Origin of the sequence: Streptomyces mutabilis, from assembly GCF_014649815.1 — a bacterium.
Taxonomy (GTDB): Bacteria; Actinomycetota; Actinomycetes; order Streptomycetales; family Streptomycetaceae; genus Streptomyces; species Streptomyces mutabilis.
Genome location: NZ_BMTT01000002.1, coordinates 439,579 through 453,978, shown reverse-complemented (window position 1 = coordinate 453,978; position 14,400 = coordinate 439,579). Strand labels below are relative to the sequence as shown.

The 14,400-nt window shown below is 68.2% G+C and carries 10 protein-coding genes; 7 read left to right on the top strand and 3 right to left on the bottom strand.

Features of this window, described 5'->3' with window-relative positions; all coding sequences use genetic code 11:
* Positions 1-72 precede the first annotated feature (72 nt).
* Positions 73-3,972 carry a DNA-directed RNA polymerase subunit beta' gene (locus IE142_RS06280; RefSeq protein ID WP_100044826.1) on the top strand — a complete coding sequence of 1,300 codons (3,900 nt, stop codon included), beginning with the start codon at positions 73-75 and terminating at the stop codon, positions 3,970-3,972.
* A gap of 77 nt (positions 3,973-4,049) precedes the next feature.
* Here IE142_RS06280 and IE142_RS06275 read toward each other — a convergent pair whose 3' ends face one another.
* Positions 4,050-5,354, bottom strand: a complete 1,305-nt coding sequence (locus IE142_RS06275; protein ID WP_191884751.1) for a putative hexosyltransferase — start codon at positions 5,352-5,354, stop codon at positions 4,050-4,052.
* Positions 5,355-5,455: 101 nt separating this feature from the next.
* On the opposite strand from IE142_RS06275, the gene IE142_RS06270 reads away from it, so the two are divergent.
* Positions 5,456-6,502, top strand: a complete 1,047-nt coding sequence (locus IE142_RS06270) for a glycosyltransferase family 2 protein (RefSeq protein WP_229830177.1) — start codon at positions 5,456-5,458, stop codon at positions 6,500-6,502.
* A gap of 413 nt (positions 6,503-6,915) precedes the next feature.
* On the opposite strand, the gene IE142_RS06265 is transcribed toward IE142_RS06270, so the two are convergent.
* Together IE142_RS06265 and IE142_RS06260 are read right to left on the bottom strand one after the other, a co-directional pair.
* Complete coding sequence (locus tag IE142_RS06265; RefSeq protein WP_191884750.1) at positions 6,916-7,893, bottom strand: hypothetical protein; 978 nt, start codon at positions 7,891-7,893, stop codon at positions 6,916-6,918.
* The gene (locus IE142_RS06260) at positions 7,820-8,101 is read right to left on the bottom strand and encodes a hypothetical protein (RefSeq protein ID WP_191884749.1); all 282 of its coding nucleotides are present in this window, start codon (positions 8,099-8,101) and stop codon (positions 7,820-7,822) included. The genes IE142_RS06265 and IE142_RS06260 overlap by 74 nt, the downstream gene beginning before the upstream one ends.
* A 735-nt stretch (positions 8,102-8,836) precedes the next feature.
* On the opposite strand from IE142_RS06260, the gene rpsL reads away from it, so the two are divergent.
* From rpsL to IE142_RS06235, 5 genes are all read left to right on the top strand, one after another.
* On the top strand, positions 8,837-9,208 hold the full coding sequence (rpsL, locus tag IE142_RS06255; RefSeq protein WP_003948652.1) for a 30S ribosomal protein S12: 372 nt from the start codon (positions 8,837-8,839) through the stop codon (positions 9,206-9,208).
* 2 nt (positions 9,209-9,210) lie between these two features.
* Positions 9,211-9,681: a 30S ribosomal protein S7 gene (gene rpsG, locus IE142_RS06250; RefSeq protein ID WP_003974303.1), complete on the top strand. Its 471-nt coding sequence runs from the start codon at positions 9,211-9,213 to the stop codon at positions 9,679-9,681.
* A gap of 39 nt (positions 9,682-9,720) precedes the next feature.
* Positions 9,721-11,847, top strand: a complete 2,127-nt coding sequence (gene fusA, locus IE142_RS06245; RefSeq protein WP_043381067.1) for an elongation factor G — start codon at positions 9,721-9,723, stop codon at positions 11,845-11,847.
* 172 nt (positions 11,848-12,019) lie between these two features.
* Entirely contained in the window at positions 12,020-13,213 is a 1,194-nt protein-coding gene (gene tuf / locus IE142_RS06240; RefSeq protein WP_043381065.1) for an elongation factor Tu, read from the top strand.
* Positions 13,214-13,407: 194 nt separating this feature from the next.
* Positions 13,408-14,292, top strand: coding sequence for a hypothetical protein (locus IE142_RS06235; RefSeq protein WP_191884748.1), 885 nt, complete (start codon positions 13,408-13,410; stop codon positions 14,290-14,292).
* Positions 14,293-14,400 lie beyond the last annotated feature (108 nt).

Here is a 14,400-nt window from a genome sequence, read left to right as displayed (position 1 = left end):
GAGCCTCCGGCCGGCCCCAGGACCCCCGTATCAGACCCCAAGACTTACAACCCTGAGAGGGATTGACGCATAGTGCTCGACGTCAACTTCTTCGACGAGCTCCGGATCGGTCTGGCCACCGCTGACGACATCCGTCAGTGGAGCCACGGCGAGGTCAAGAAGCCCGAGACCATCAACTACCGCACACTCAAGCCCGAAAAGGACGGACTCTTCTGCGAGAAGATCTTCGGTCCGACCCGGGACTGGGAGTGCTACTGCGGCAAGTACAAGCGCGTCCGCTTCAAGGGCATCATCTGTGAGCGCTGTGGCGTCGAGGTCACGCGCGCCAAGGTGCGCCGTGAGCGGATGGGCCACATCGAGCTCGCCGCCCCCGTCACCCACATCTGGTACTTCAAGGGCGTCCCGTCGCGGCTGGGCTACCTGCTCGACCTCGCCCCGAAGGACCTCGAGAAGGTCATCTACTTCGCCGCGTACATGATCACGTACGTGGACGAGGAGCGCCGCACCCGCGACCTGCCGTCGCTGGAGGCCCACGTCTCCGTCGAGCGCCAGCAGATCGAGAACCGTCGCGACGCCGACCTTGAGGCCCGCGCCAAGAAGCTCGAGACGGACCTCGCCGAGCTGGAGGCCGAGGGCGCCAAGGCCGACGTGCGCCGCAAGGTGCGCGAGGGTGCCGAGCGCGAGATGAAGCAGCTGCGCGACCGTGCGCAGCGCGAGATCGACCGCCTCGACGAGGTGTGGAACCGGTTCAAGAACCTCAAGGTCCAGGACCTCGAGGGCGACGAGCTGCTCTACCGCGAGCTGCGCGACCGCTTCGGCACCTACTTCGACGGCTCGATGGGCGCCGCCGCGCTGCAGAAGCGCCTGGAGTCCTTCGACCTCGACGAGGAGGCCGAGCGCCTCCGCGAGATCATCCGCACCGGCAAGGGCCAGAAGAAGACCCGTGCGCTCAAGCGCCTCAAGGTCGTCTCCGCGTTCCTGCAGACCAGCAACAGCCCCAAGGGCATGGTGCTGGACTGCGTGCCGGTCATCCCGCCGGACCTGCGTCCGATGGTGCAGCTGGACGGTGGCCGCTTCGCGACCTCCGACCTGAACGACCTGTACCGCCGCGTCATCAACCGCAACAACCGCCTGAAGCGGCTTCTCGACCTCGGCGCGCCCGAGATCATCGTGAACAACGAGAAGCGCATGCTCCAGGAGGCCGTGGACGCGCTCTTCGACAACGGTCGTCGTGGCCGCCCGGTGACGGGTCCCGGCAACCGTCCGTTGAAGTCCCTCAGCGACATGCTGAAGGGCAAGCAGGGTCGTTTCCGTCAGAACCTGCTCGGTAAGCGTGTGGACTACTCCGCGCGTTCCGTCATCGTCGTCGGCCCGCAGCTGAAGCTGCACCAGTGCGGTCTGCCCAAGGCGATGGCGCTGGAGCTCTTCAAGCCGTTCGTGATGAAGCGCCTGGTCGACCTGAACCACGCGCAGAACATCAAGAGCGCCAAGCGCATGGTCGAGCGCGGCCGCACGGTCGTGTACGACGTGCTGGAAGAGGTCATCGCGGAGCACCCGGTTCTGCTGAACCGCGCGCCCACGCTGCACCGCCTCGGCATCCAGGCCTTCGAGCCGCAGCTGGTCGAGGGCAAGGCCATCCAGATCCACCCGCTCGTCTGCACCGCGTTCAACGCGGACTTCGACGGTGACCAGATGGCCGTCCACCTGCCGCTCTCCGCGGAGGCGCAGGCCGAGGCCCGCATCCTGATGCTGTCCTCGAACAACATCCTCAAGCCGGCCGACGGCCGTCCGGTGACGATGCCGACCCAGGACATGGTCCTCGGTCTGTTCTTCCTCACCACCGACGGCGAGGGCCGCGACCTCAAGGGCGAGGGCCGTGCCTTCGGTTCCGCCGCCGAGGCGATCATGGCGTTCGACGCGGGCGACCTGTCGCTCCAGTCGAAGGTCGACATCCGCTTCCCGGTGGGCACCATCCCGCCCCGCGGCTGGGAGCCCCCGGCCCGCGAGGAGGGTGAGCCGGAGTGGCAGCAGGGTGACACCTTCACCCTGAAGACCACGTTGGGCCGCGCGCTCTTCAACGAGCTGCTGCCCGAGGACTACCCCTTCGTCGACTACGAGGTCGGCAAGAAGCAGCTCTCCGAGATCGTCAACGACCTCGCCGAGCGCTACCCGAAGGTCATCGTGGCGGCGACGCTCGACAACCTGAAGGCGGCCGGCTTCTTCTGGGCCACCCGTTCCGGCGTGACCGTGGCCATCTCCGACGTCGTCGTTCCCGAGGCGAAGAAGGAGATCGTCCGCGGCTACGAGGCGCAGGACGAGAAGGTCCAGAAGCAGTACGAGCGCGGTCTGATCACCAAGGACGAGCGCACGCAGGAGCTCATCGCGATCTGGACCAAGGCGACCAACGAGGTCGCCGAGGCGATGAACGACAACTTCCCGAAGACCAACCCGATCTTCATGATGGTGAACTCGGGTGCACGAGGCAACATGATGCAGATGCGTCAGATCGCCGGTATGCGTGGTCTGGTGTCGAACGCGAAGAACGAGACGATCCCGCGTCCCATCAAGGCCTCCTTCCGTGAGGGCCTGTCCGTGCTGGAGTACTTCATCTCCACGCACGGTGCCCGTAAGGGTCTGGCGGACACCGCTCTGCGTACCGCCGACTCGGGTTACCTCACGCGTCGTCTGGTCGACGTCTCCCAGGACGTCATCATTCGGGAGGAGGACTGCGGCACCGAGCGCGGTCTGCGGCTGCGGATCGCCGAGCGCGGCGCCGACGGTGTCCTGCGCAAGACGGACGACGTCGAGACCAGCGTCTACGCCCGCATGCTCGCCGAGGACGTCGTCATCGACGGCAAGGTCATCGCGCCGGCCAACGTCGACCTCGGTGACGTGCTCATCGACCAGCTGGTGCGCCACGGTGTCGAGGAGGTCAAGACCCGCTCGATCCTGACCTGCGAGTCCCAGGTCGGCACCTGCGCCATGTGCTACGGCCGCTCGCTGGCCACCGGCAAGCTCGTCGACATCGGTGAGGCGGTCGGCATCATCGCCGCCCAGTCCATCGGTGAGCCCGGTACCCAGCTGACGATGCGTACCTTCCACACCGGTGGTGTGGCCGGTGACGACATCACCCAGGGTCTGCCGCGTGTCGTCGAGCTCTTCGAGGCCCGTACCCCGAAGGGTGTCGCCCCGATCTCCGAGGCCTCCGGCCGCGTCCGGATCGAGGAGACCGAGAAGACCAAGAAGATCGTCGTGACCCCGGACGACGGCAGCGACGAGACGGCGTTCCCGATCTCGAAGCGTGCCCGTCTGCTGGTCTCCGAGGGCGACCACGTCGAGGTGGGCCAGAAGCTCACCGTGGGTGCCACCAACCCGCACGACGTGCTGCGCATCCTGGGTCAGCGTGCCGTCCAGGTCCACCTGGTCGGCGAGGTCCAGAAGGTCTACAACTCGCAGGGCGTGTCGATCCACGACAAGCACATCGAGATCATCATCCGGCAGATGCTGCGCCGCGTGACGATCATCGAGTCCGGCGACGCCGAGCTGCTGCCCGGCGAGCTGGTCGAGCGGTCGAAGTTCGAGACCGAGAACCGTCGTGTGGTCCAGGAGGGCGGTCACCCGGCCTCCGGTCGTCCGCAGCTGATGGGTATCACCAAGGCCTCGCTGGCGACGGAATCCTGGCTGTCGGCCGCCTCCTTCCAGGAGACGACCCGAGTCCTGACGGACGCGGCGATCAACGCCAAGTCCGACAGCCTCATCGGCCTCAAGGAGAACGTCATCATCGGTAAGCTCATCCCGGCCGGTACGGGTCTGTCCCGCTACCGCAACATCCGGGTCGAGCCGACCGAGGAGGCCAAGGCCGCGATGTACTCGGCCGTCGGCTACGACGACATCGACTACTCGCCGTTCGGCACGGGCTCCGGCCAGGCCGTTCCGCTGGAGGACTACGACTACGGTCCGTACAACCAGTAAGCGAGCTGTCGCTTGATCGCATGAAGGGCGGTCACCCCCATGGGGTGGCCGCCCTTCGGCGTGTGTGCGGGACGGGTCTACGGCACGCCCAGCTCGAAGATGACGTAGTGCGCGTACCAGCCGGAGGCGAGCGCGGCCGTGGTGAAGAAGACCGCGAGGCTCGGGAGCCTCAGGCGGGCCAGGGCCGCGGCCGGGGCGAGGAGCAGCGGAAACGCCGGCAGCAGGTAGCGCATGGTGTTGCCGAACATCTGCTGGGTGCCGAGGACCGTGATGATCGTCGCCAGGGTGTAGGCGACGAGGACCAGCGGGGGCTTCTTGCGCAGCATCAGGGCGATCAGGAAGGGCAGCGCCAGGACCAGCTGGAGGGAGAGCAGGTCCGGGGTCGAGAAGGCGAAGACGTAGTCACCCTTGCCCACCGCGAGGTTGCGCAGCACGTCCAGGGTGTAGGCGCCGTAGTCGAAGAAGTGCGCCCAGCCCTCGCGCTGGAGGGTGAAGTACGCGGTGGCCTCGCCGGTGCTGTAGCCGACCCAGGCGATGTAGCCGAGCAGGCCGAGGGGGGCCACGGCCATGGCGTAGACCGGGCCTCGCACCCCGTGCTCGCGCCGGCCGGACGGGCGCCCGACGGTCACCAGCGCGGCCAGCCCCACGGCGCCGATGAGGACGGCGGAGGTGGGGCGGTTCAGGCCGGCGGTGAAGGCCAGCACGCCTGCGGTCAGCCAGCGGCCGGTCATCACGGCGTGGCAGGCCCAGGCGGCGATGGCGACGAACAGGGACTCGGAGTAGACCGCCCACTCGACGCCGGCGCCGGGAGCGACGGCCCACAGGCCGGCGGCGACGGTGCCGGCGCGGGCCCCGGCGACCAGGCGGACCACGGCGAAGATGCCCGCTGCGGCGACGAACGAGAAGACGACGGAGACGAGGATGCCGGAGCCGTACAGGCCGAGGCCGGTGGTCTCCGAGACCATGCGGATCAGGGCCGGGTAGAGGGGGAAGAAGGCGACCGAGTTCTGCTGGACCGTGAAGAGGCCCTCGCCGCCGAGCCGCACCAGGGAGGGGCTGTAGCCGTGTTCGGCGACCTGGAGGTACCACCACCCGTCCCAGGTGGCCAGGACGTCCCACCAGTGGGCACCGCCGCCGAAGCGCGGGTTCTTGCCCTTGTAGTCCCCGGCGTACTCCAGCAGGGAGGCGAAGACCGCGAGGCCGACCAGCTTCGTGACGGCGTACAGGGCGAGCGCGGGGAGGTAGGGACGGGCGGCGTCCGGGAGGGCCGGGCGCCAGGCTCGCCGGTCCCGAGACGGGCCCCGCGGTCGGGATCCGTCGGACAGCCCGTCCGGGGCGCCGCGCGACTCGTCGGTCACCGTGTCGTCGGCAGCCGTGTCCATGGCTGTCATCCCCCTCGGTCCACCCTCAAGCGTCAATTGCTGCCATAAGATCGCACAAGAGTCGCACATCTGTGCTCAGTGTTCGGGAGAGGGGAGGCGCGGTGCCCGAGATACCGGACGCGGAACGGCAGGAGCCGGTCGTGCTGTCGGTGGTCATTCCGATGTACAACGAGGAAGAGGTCCTGCCCGCGCTGGTCAGCAGGTTGCGGCCGGTCCTCGACGAACTGGGCGTCCCGCACGAGGTCGTCGCGGTGGACGACGGCAGCGTGGACCGCACGGCGGAGCTGCTCGCCGCCTTCCGGCTGGGCTGGCCGGAGCTGCGCGTGGTCGCGCTGCGGCGCAATTCCGGTCACCAGGCGGCGCTGACCGCCGGTCTGGACCGGGCGGCGGGCGCCTACGTCGTCAGCCTCGACGCCGACCTCCAGGACCCGCCGGAGAAGATCCCCGAGATGCTGGCGCTGGCCCGCGCCGAGGGTCTCGACATCGTCTACGGCGTCCGTGCCGACCGCAGCAGCGACACCGGCTTCAAGCGCTGGACGGCCGGCGTCTACTACCGCCTGATGCGGCGCCTGGCGGGCCCGTCGGTCACCGCGCAGGCCGGTGACTTCCGGTTGCTCAGCCGCGCTGCCGTCGACGCCCTGAAGGCGCTGCCGGACCAGCAGCGGGTCTACCGCCTCCTCGTGCCCTGGCTGGGCTTCCCGAGCGGGCAGGTGGCGTACGAGCGCGCACCGCGCAGCGCCGGCCGCACCAAGTACCCGCTGGGGCGGATGATCCGCCTCGCGGTCGACAGCGTCACCGGTTTCTCCGCAGCCCCGCTGCGCATCGCCACCTGGCTGGGCGCCGGCGCCTTCCTGGTCTGCCTGGGCCTGCTGGTCTACACCCTGACCGCCTTCGCGCTGGGCCGGACGGTGCCCGGCTGGACCTCCCTGTTCACCGGGATCGTGTTCATCGGCGCCGTCCAGCTGATCTGCGTCGGTCTGCTCGGGGAGTACGTCGGGCGCATCTACACGGCGGTGCAGAACCGGCCGACGTACTTCGTCCGGCACGACACGGCGGCCGCCCCCTCCTCCGGCGGAGGTCCGCCCGGCGACGGGGCGGTGGCCGGCGTGGGACCGGGTGAGCCCCGCGTGCCCCTGCCGCGGTGCTGAGTCGCCTGGCGTGCCCGCGTCCGCTTCCGCCCGGGCGGCCCTGAGCATCGGCTCGAAGGCGCTGTCCAGGGCCAGCGGTCAAAGCGGGGGTGCAGCGTGGCTCATGGGCCGTACCTAGGGCACGTCCCGCCAGGTCACCCCGTGCGGGGCTTCCGCGCGATCCCGTTGAGCACCGTGCGGTCGGCCACGCTTGCGGGCCCGCAGCGATTCGGGCAGCAGGGGCCGAACGAAGACCCACGCCGCGCCTTTGGCGTGCTGTGCGGGGCTCCTCAGCGGCCGAGGCCGGTGCCCGGCTCGTAGGCGGCGCGCAGCAGGGTGAGCGCCTCGCCGTGCAGCGGATGCTGTCAGCGCAGCAGTCGGGTGGTCCGGGGAAGGGACATCGTTTCTCTGCGGGGATCGGTCGGACCGGGGCGTCACTGGGTGCGGAGCACCGAGATCAGCAGGCCGTCGGTGGGACTCGGGGACAGGAAGACGCCGGTGCTCTTCAGGGTCAGGTCGGGGACGAGGGTGCCCTCGGGCAGGAGCCGGGGGGTGCCGGTGGAGAGGTCGACCTCGGCCGTCTGCCCGTTGATCCCGCGGGTGTCGTCGAGCGTGCCGTAGGCGGTGCCGCCGTCGGCGATCGACCGGACGTACACGCCCGCCTTGCGTTCCTCACTCGCGTCGAGGCAGTGGCCGCCGCGCTGCTGGAGGTCGAAGGCGACGGTGCCGGCGGCGACGAAGCGGCCGTCGGGGGAGGCGACGGCCCTCTCGCCGTCCGGGCGGTCGCAGACGATGCTGGTCTCCAGCTTGCCCGTGGTCGCGTCGTGCAGGGCGGTCAGGGGCCGCATGACACTGCCGGACTCGGCCTGCCACCGGGTGAGCAGACGACCGCCGGTGACGCCAACGAACTCGTTGCTTCCCGTGTCGTCCGGGTGCTTGGCGCCGGGCGGGGCCGCGTCGCGGATGTCCCAGGCGCCGGGCATTGACACGGCGCCCTGTGACCGGTCGGAGACGACCCAGCCCTTGTCGGTGATACGGCCGATGCCCTCGGCGCAGGCGTCCGCGCAGCGGTCGAGCGGGCCGCTGGTGACATCGACGACGACGGCCTCCTTGTCGGTGTTTGCCGACTCCCAGTGGACCTCCAGGCCCGTGCCGAAGTCGGCCACCTGGAGGTGGTCCTCGCCGAGTGCCGACACCTCGACGGGAATGTCGATCTCGCGAGCCGGGGCCACCGCGCTGCCCGAGGCGTCGGCCGGGAAGACCAGGAGACGGACGGACTGCTTGCCCTTGTTGAGGGCGTCCCCGCCGGTCTCGCCGTGGGCCCACAGCACGACGTACTCACGTCCGTCCTGGACGGCCGTCGCCACGGAGGGCAGCTGCACCGAGTGCCTCGGCAGGTCGCCGGCTTCCATGGGGGAGGGTGGCTCCCAGGGCCTGCTCGTGAAGCGGACCGTACGCCTGGACGACGTACCCGTCCTCCGTGGTGTCCACATAGGCGACCGTGTCGGTGCGAGTGCCGACGGCTACCAGGGGCTGCGCCGAGTAGTCCTCGGGCATCCAGCCCAGCGTGTGCTGCCAGCCCGGCTTCGGGTCGTAGGCGGAGGGGACCGGCAACAGCACCGACGGACCTTCCGGGCCGGGGGAGGCATCGGCGGACGGTGTGGCGGAGCTCTTGCTCCCGTTCTTCGTGTCCGGGGAACCGGGACACCGCCTCCAGGTGCTCCCACCGGCGCGGGCACCAGGGCGCGCCGGGGCGGGTCTCCTGGCCGTGGACGGGGAGCAGCAGGGAGTGCACCCAGGTCACCAGCATCCGCAGTTGCTCCGCGTACGCGTCACCGTCGAGGTACAGGACGAACAGCGGCCCTGCGGGTAGGGCGGGGCCTGTTCGGGCAGAGGTTCGGACTTCAGCGGACGCTTTCCTTGCCGACGGCGCGTTCGGTGATCGCCTGGACCTCGGCCCGACCCGCGGTCCAAATGCGGTCCGGCGTCCGCCTCCTGGTGCCAGGGGCGCAACTGGCCCAGCGCGCCGGGAGGCCGGCTGGCTGAGGCCCGCCGGACAGCCGTCCCGGCCACGGAGGGATACGGGCGGAACGGTACAATCCGGGCTTCGCTGCCGGTCCCGCCCATTTGTTTTGACCGCAGCGAGTGCGGTAGGTACGCTCAGACCTTGTGCCTGGGGTGTGCCCTGGCCCTCGTGCGTGCCTGCAACCGCGGTGAGGGTCGTGAACGGCCACCGCAATCCGCGCTCCTCCTCCGTCTGGCGGCGGGGTTTCGCGGCTTCGACACACCCGACCGCGTGGGTCGGCGACGTTCCAGGTTAGCTTCACCATTCGGCACACAGAAACCGGAGAAGTAGTGCCTACGATCCAGCAGCTGGTCCGCAAGGGCCGGCAGGACAAGGTCGAGAAGAACAAGACGCCCGCACTCGAGGGTTCCCCTCAGCGCCGTGGCGTCTGCACGCGTGTGTTCACGACCACCCCGAAGAAGCCGAACTCGGCCCTGCGTAAGGTCGCGCGTGTGCGTCTGACCAGTGGGATCGAGGTCACCGCTTACATTCCGGGTGAGGGGCACAACCTGCAGGAGCACTCCATCGTGCTCGTGCGCGGCGGCCGTGTGAAGGACCTGCCGGGTGTTCGCTACAAGATCATCCGCGGTTCGCTTGACACCCAGGGTGTGAAGAACCGCAAGCAGGCTCGCAGCCGCTACGGCGCCAAGAAGGAGAAGTAAGAATGCCTCGTAAGGGCCCCGCCCCGAAGCGCCCGGTCATCATCGACCCGGTCTACGGTTCTCCTCTGGTGACCTCCCTGATCAACAAGGTGCTGCTGAACGGCAAGCGCTCCACCGCCGAGCGCATCGTCTACGGCGCCATGGAGGGCCTGCGCGAGAAGACCGGCAACGACCCGGTCATCACGCTGAAGCGCGCTCTCGAGAACATCAAGCCGACCCTCGAGGTCAAGTCCCGCCGTGTCGGTGGTGCGACGTACCAGGTGCCGATCGAGGTCAAGCCCGGTCGCGCCAACACCCTCGCGCTGCGCTGGCTGGTCGGTTACTCCCGCGCCCGTCGCGAGAAGACCATGACCGAGCGTCTGCTCAACGAGCTCCTCGACGCCTCCAACGGCCTGGGTGCCGCTGTGAAGAAGCGCGAGGACACGCACAAGATGGCCGAGTCCAACAAGGCCTTCGCGCACTACCGCTGGTAGTCGCTACCCACATCGAGACCGAGAGAAGACTGAAGCCTTATGGCTACCACTTCACTTGACCTGGCCAAGGTCCGCAACATCGGGATCATGGCCCACATCGACGCGGGCAAGACGACCACCACCGAGCGGATCCTGTTCTACACGGGTGTGTCGTACAAGATCGGTGAGGTCCACGACGGCGCTGCCACGATGGACTGGATGGAGCAGGAGCAGGAGCGTGGCATCACGATCACGTCCGCTGCCACCACCTGCCACTGGCCGCTCGAGAACAACGACTACACGATCAACATCATCGACACCCCGGGGCACGTCGACTTCACCGTCGAGGTGGAGCGTTCCCTGCGTGTGCTCGACGGTGCCGTGACCGTGTTCGACGGTGTCGCCGGTGTGGAGCCGCAGTCCGAGACGGTGTGGCGTCAGGCCGACCGTTACGGCGTGCCGCGCATCTGCTTCGTCAACAAGCTGGACCGTACCGGCGCCGAGTTCCACCGCTGCGTGGACATGATCTCGGACCGCCTGGGCGCCCAGCCGCTCGTCATGCAGCTCCCGATCGGTGCCGAGGCCGACTTCCAGGGCGTCGTGGACCTCGTCCGCATGAAGGCGCTCGTGTGGTCCGCCGACGCGGCCAAGGGCGAGATGTACGACACCGTCGACATCCCGGCCACGCACACCGAGGCCGCCGAGGAGTGGCGCGGCAAGCTGGTCGAGGCCGTCGCGGAGAACGACGAAGAGATCATGGAGCTGTTCCTGGAGGGCCAGGAGCCCACCGAGGAGCAGCTGTACGCCGCGATCCGCCGCATCACCATCGCGACCGGCAAGTCCGACGACACCACCGTCACCCCGGTGTTCTGCGGCACCGCGTTCAAGAACAAGGGCGTCCAGCCCCTGCTCGACGCGGTCGTGCGCTACCTGCCGACCCCGCTCGACGTCGAGGCCATCGAGGGCCAGGACGTCAAGGACCCCGAGGTCGTCATCAAGCGCAAGCCGTCCGAGGACGAGCCGCTGGCCGCGCTCGCGTTCAAGATCATGAGCGACCCGCACCTCGGCAAGCTCACCTTCGTCCGGGTCTACTCGGGCCGCCTGGAGTCCGGCACCGCGGTGCTGAACTCCGTCAAGGGCAAGAAGGAGCGCATCGGCAAGATCTACCGCATGCACGCCAACAAGCGTGAGGAGATCGAGTCGGTGGGCGCCGGCGACATCGTCGCCGTCATGGGCCTGAAGCAGACCACCACCGGTGAGACGCTGTCCGACGACAAGAACCCGGTCATCCTGGAGTCCATGGACTTCCCGGCGCCGGTCATCGAGGTCGCGATCGAACCCAAGTCCAAGGGCGACCAGGAGAAGCTGGGTGTCGCCATCCAGCGTCTCGCGGAGGAGGACCCCTCCTTCCAGGTGCACACCAACGAGGAGACCGGCCAGACCGTCATCGGCGGTATGGGCGAGCTTCACCTCGAGGTGCTGGTCGACCGGATGAAGCGCGAGTTCAAGGTCGAGGCCAACGTCGGCAAGCCGCAGGTCGCGTACCGTGAGACGATCCGCAAGACCGTCGAGCGCGTGGACTACACCCACAAGAAGCAGACCGGTGGTACCGGTCAGTTCGCCAAGGTGCAGATCGCGATCGAGCCGATCGAGGGCGGCGACGCCTCGTACGAGTTCGTGAACAAGGTGACCGGTGGCCGCATCCCGAAGGAGTACATCCCTTCGGTGGACGCCGGCGCTCAGGAGGCCATGCAGTTCGGCATCCTGGCCGGCTACGAGATGACGGGCGTCCGCGTCACGCTCATCGACGGTGGCTACCACGAGGTCGACTCCTCCGAGCTCGCCTTCAAGATCGCCGGTTCGCAGGCCTTCAAGGAGGCCGCGCGCAAGGCTTCGCCCGTGCTCCTGGAGCCGATGATGGCCGTCGAGGTCACCACGCCCGAGGACTACATGGGTGAGGTCATCGGCGACATCAACTCCCGCCGTGGCCAGATCCAGGCCATGGAGGAGCGTGCGGGCGCCCGCGTCGTCAAGGGCCTCGTGCCCCTGTCGGAGATGTTCGGCTACGTCGGCGACCTCCGCAGCAAGACGTCGGGTCGCGCAAGCTACTCGATGCAGTTCGACTCCTACGCCGAGGTTCCCCGGAACGTCGCCGAGGAGATCATCGCGAAGGCCAAGGGCGAGTAACGGGCTACTCCGTTTAACGGACCCCGTTCACACGCTTTAGGCTTGACCCCGGAGCCTGCAAGAGGCATTCCGCCGCCAACCCGGCGGAATGCCCCCTGGCCCGGGTTTCCCAGCAAAGATCACCTGGCGCCGATGAGTAAGGCGTACAGAACCACTCCACAGGAGGACCCCAGTGGCGAAGGCGAAGTTCGAGCGGACTAAGCCGCACGTCAACATCGGCACCATCGGTCACATCGACCACGGTAAGACGACCCTCACGGCCGCCATTACCAAGGTGCTGCACGACGCGTACCCGGACCTGAACGAGGCCTCGGCCTTCGACCAGATCGACAAGGCTCCCGAAGAGCGCCAGCGCGGTATCACCATCTCCATCGCGCACGTCGAGTACCAGACTGAGTCGCGTCACTACGCCCACGTCGACTGCCCCGGTCACGCGGACTACATCAAGAACATGATCACGGGTGCGGCGCAGATGGACGGCGCCATCCTCGTGGTCGCCGCCACCGACGGCCCGATGCCGCAGACCAAGGAGCACGTGCTCCTGGCCCGCCAGGTCGGCGTTCCGTACATCGTCGTCGCCCTGAACAAGGCCGACATGGTGGACGACGAGGAGATCCTGGAGCTCGTCGAGCTCGAGGTGCGTGAGCTCCTCTCCGAGTACGAGTTCCCGGGCGACGACGTTCCCGTCGTCAAGGTCTCCGCTCTGAAGGCCCTCGAGGGCGACAAGGAGTGGGGCAACTCGGTCCTCGAGCTCATGAAGGCCGTGGACGAGGCCATCCCGGAGCCCGAGCGCGACGTCGACAAGCCGTTCCTGATGCCGATCGAGGACGTCTTCACCATCACCGGTCGCGGTACGGTCGTCACCGGCCGCATCGAGCGTGGTGTCCTCAAGGTCAACGAGACCGTCGACATCATCGGCATCAAGCAGGAGAAGACCACCACCACGGTCACCGGCATCGAGATGTTCCGGAAGCTCCTCGACGAGGGCCAGGCCGGTGAGAACGTCGGTCTGCTGCTCCGCGGCATCAAGCGCGAGGACGTCGAGCGCGGCCAGGTCATCATCAAGCCGGGCTCGGTCACCCCGCACACCGAGTTCGAGGCGCAGGCCTACATCCTGTCCAAGGACGAGGGTGGCCGCCACACGCCGTTCTTCAACAACTACCGTCCGCAGTTCTACTTCCGTACGACGGACGTGACCGGCGTCGTGACCCTCCCCGAGGGCACCGAGATGGTCATGCCGGGTGACAACACCGAGATGAAGGTGGAGCTCATCCAGCCCGTCGCCATGGAAGAGGGCCTGAAGTTCGCCATCCGCGAGGGTGGCCGGACGGTCGGCGCCGGCCAGGTCACCAAGATCAACAAGTAAGTCCGCTTGCTTGTCGGTCCGATGACCTGACATGGGCTGATGCCTGGGAAGGGGCCCGTACGACTTCGGTCGTGCGGGCCCCTTTCGCGTTTGCGGTCGGGGGGCGTCAACCACGGGGGTGGAGAGGTCACTCGATCGCGGGCACCGTGGGCATATGTGTCTGGCAAGGTCAGCCGCTCTCCTGGATTCGCCGCATGGTCAGTTCATCCCACGAGGCGCTGCACCGGATCTTCCAGGAGGATCCGGCGCTCTTCGCCCGTGCCGTCAAGGCGCTCGACGTCTCCTTCGCCGAGCCGGTCTCCGCGGTTCCCCTCACCACGGACCTCACCGAGAACCGTCCGGTGGAGCGACGCGTCGACACGCTGCTGCGCATGGAGACCGGCGACAACGGCAGCTTCCTGCTCGCCGTCGAGTCACAGGGCAGGCAGGATCCCGACAAGCCCGCGAGCTGGGCCTACTACCTGTCGCACCTGCACGCCAAGTACCGGCTGCCGCCGGTCCTGCTGGTCGTCTGTGCCGACCGGCGTACCGCGGCCTGGGCGGCCCGGCAGGTCGACATCGGTCCGCCGCAGTGGCCCTCGCTCACCGTGCGTCCACTGGTCCTCGGGCCGGACCAGCTGCACGTGATCGACAGCCCCGACGAGGCGGCGCGTGACATCCCGCTGACCGTCCTGTCCGCAGCGCTGCACCGCCGGGATCCTGACGCCGGTGCCATACTGAAAGCGCTGGCATCGGCCTTGAAAGGCCTGACGGCCCACGACGAGAACACGGCAAGCATCTTCATCGAGCTCACGGAACAAGGCCTCGGCAAGACGCCGGCCGCGGACCTCTGGAGGCAGATCATGGCCGCCGACCTTTCCTTCTTTCAGTCGGAGACCGCGCAGAGTCTCAGGGCGGAGGGGCGGGCCGAGGGGCGTGCCGGTGCTCTTCTGCTGTTGCTCGACCGGCGGGGTGTCTCGTTGTCGGAGGGGGAGCGGGCGCGCATCGTGGGGTGTTCCGACGTGGAGGTGTTGGACGTCTGGTTGACGCGGGCGATCACGGCCTCGTCGGCGGCGGAGGTGTTCGGGGAGGGGGAGTGAGCCGTATGGCTGCCGATCTTTCCTTCTTTCAGTCGGAGACTGCGCAGAGTCTCAGGGCGGAGGGGCGTGACGAAGGGCGGGCCGAGGGGCGGGCCGGTGCTCTTCTGC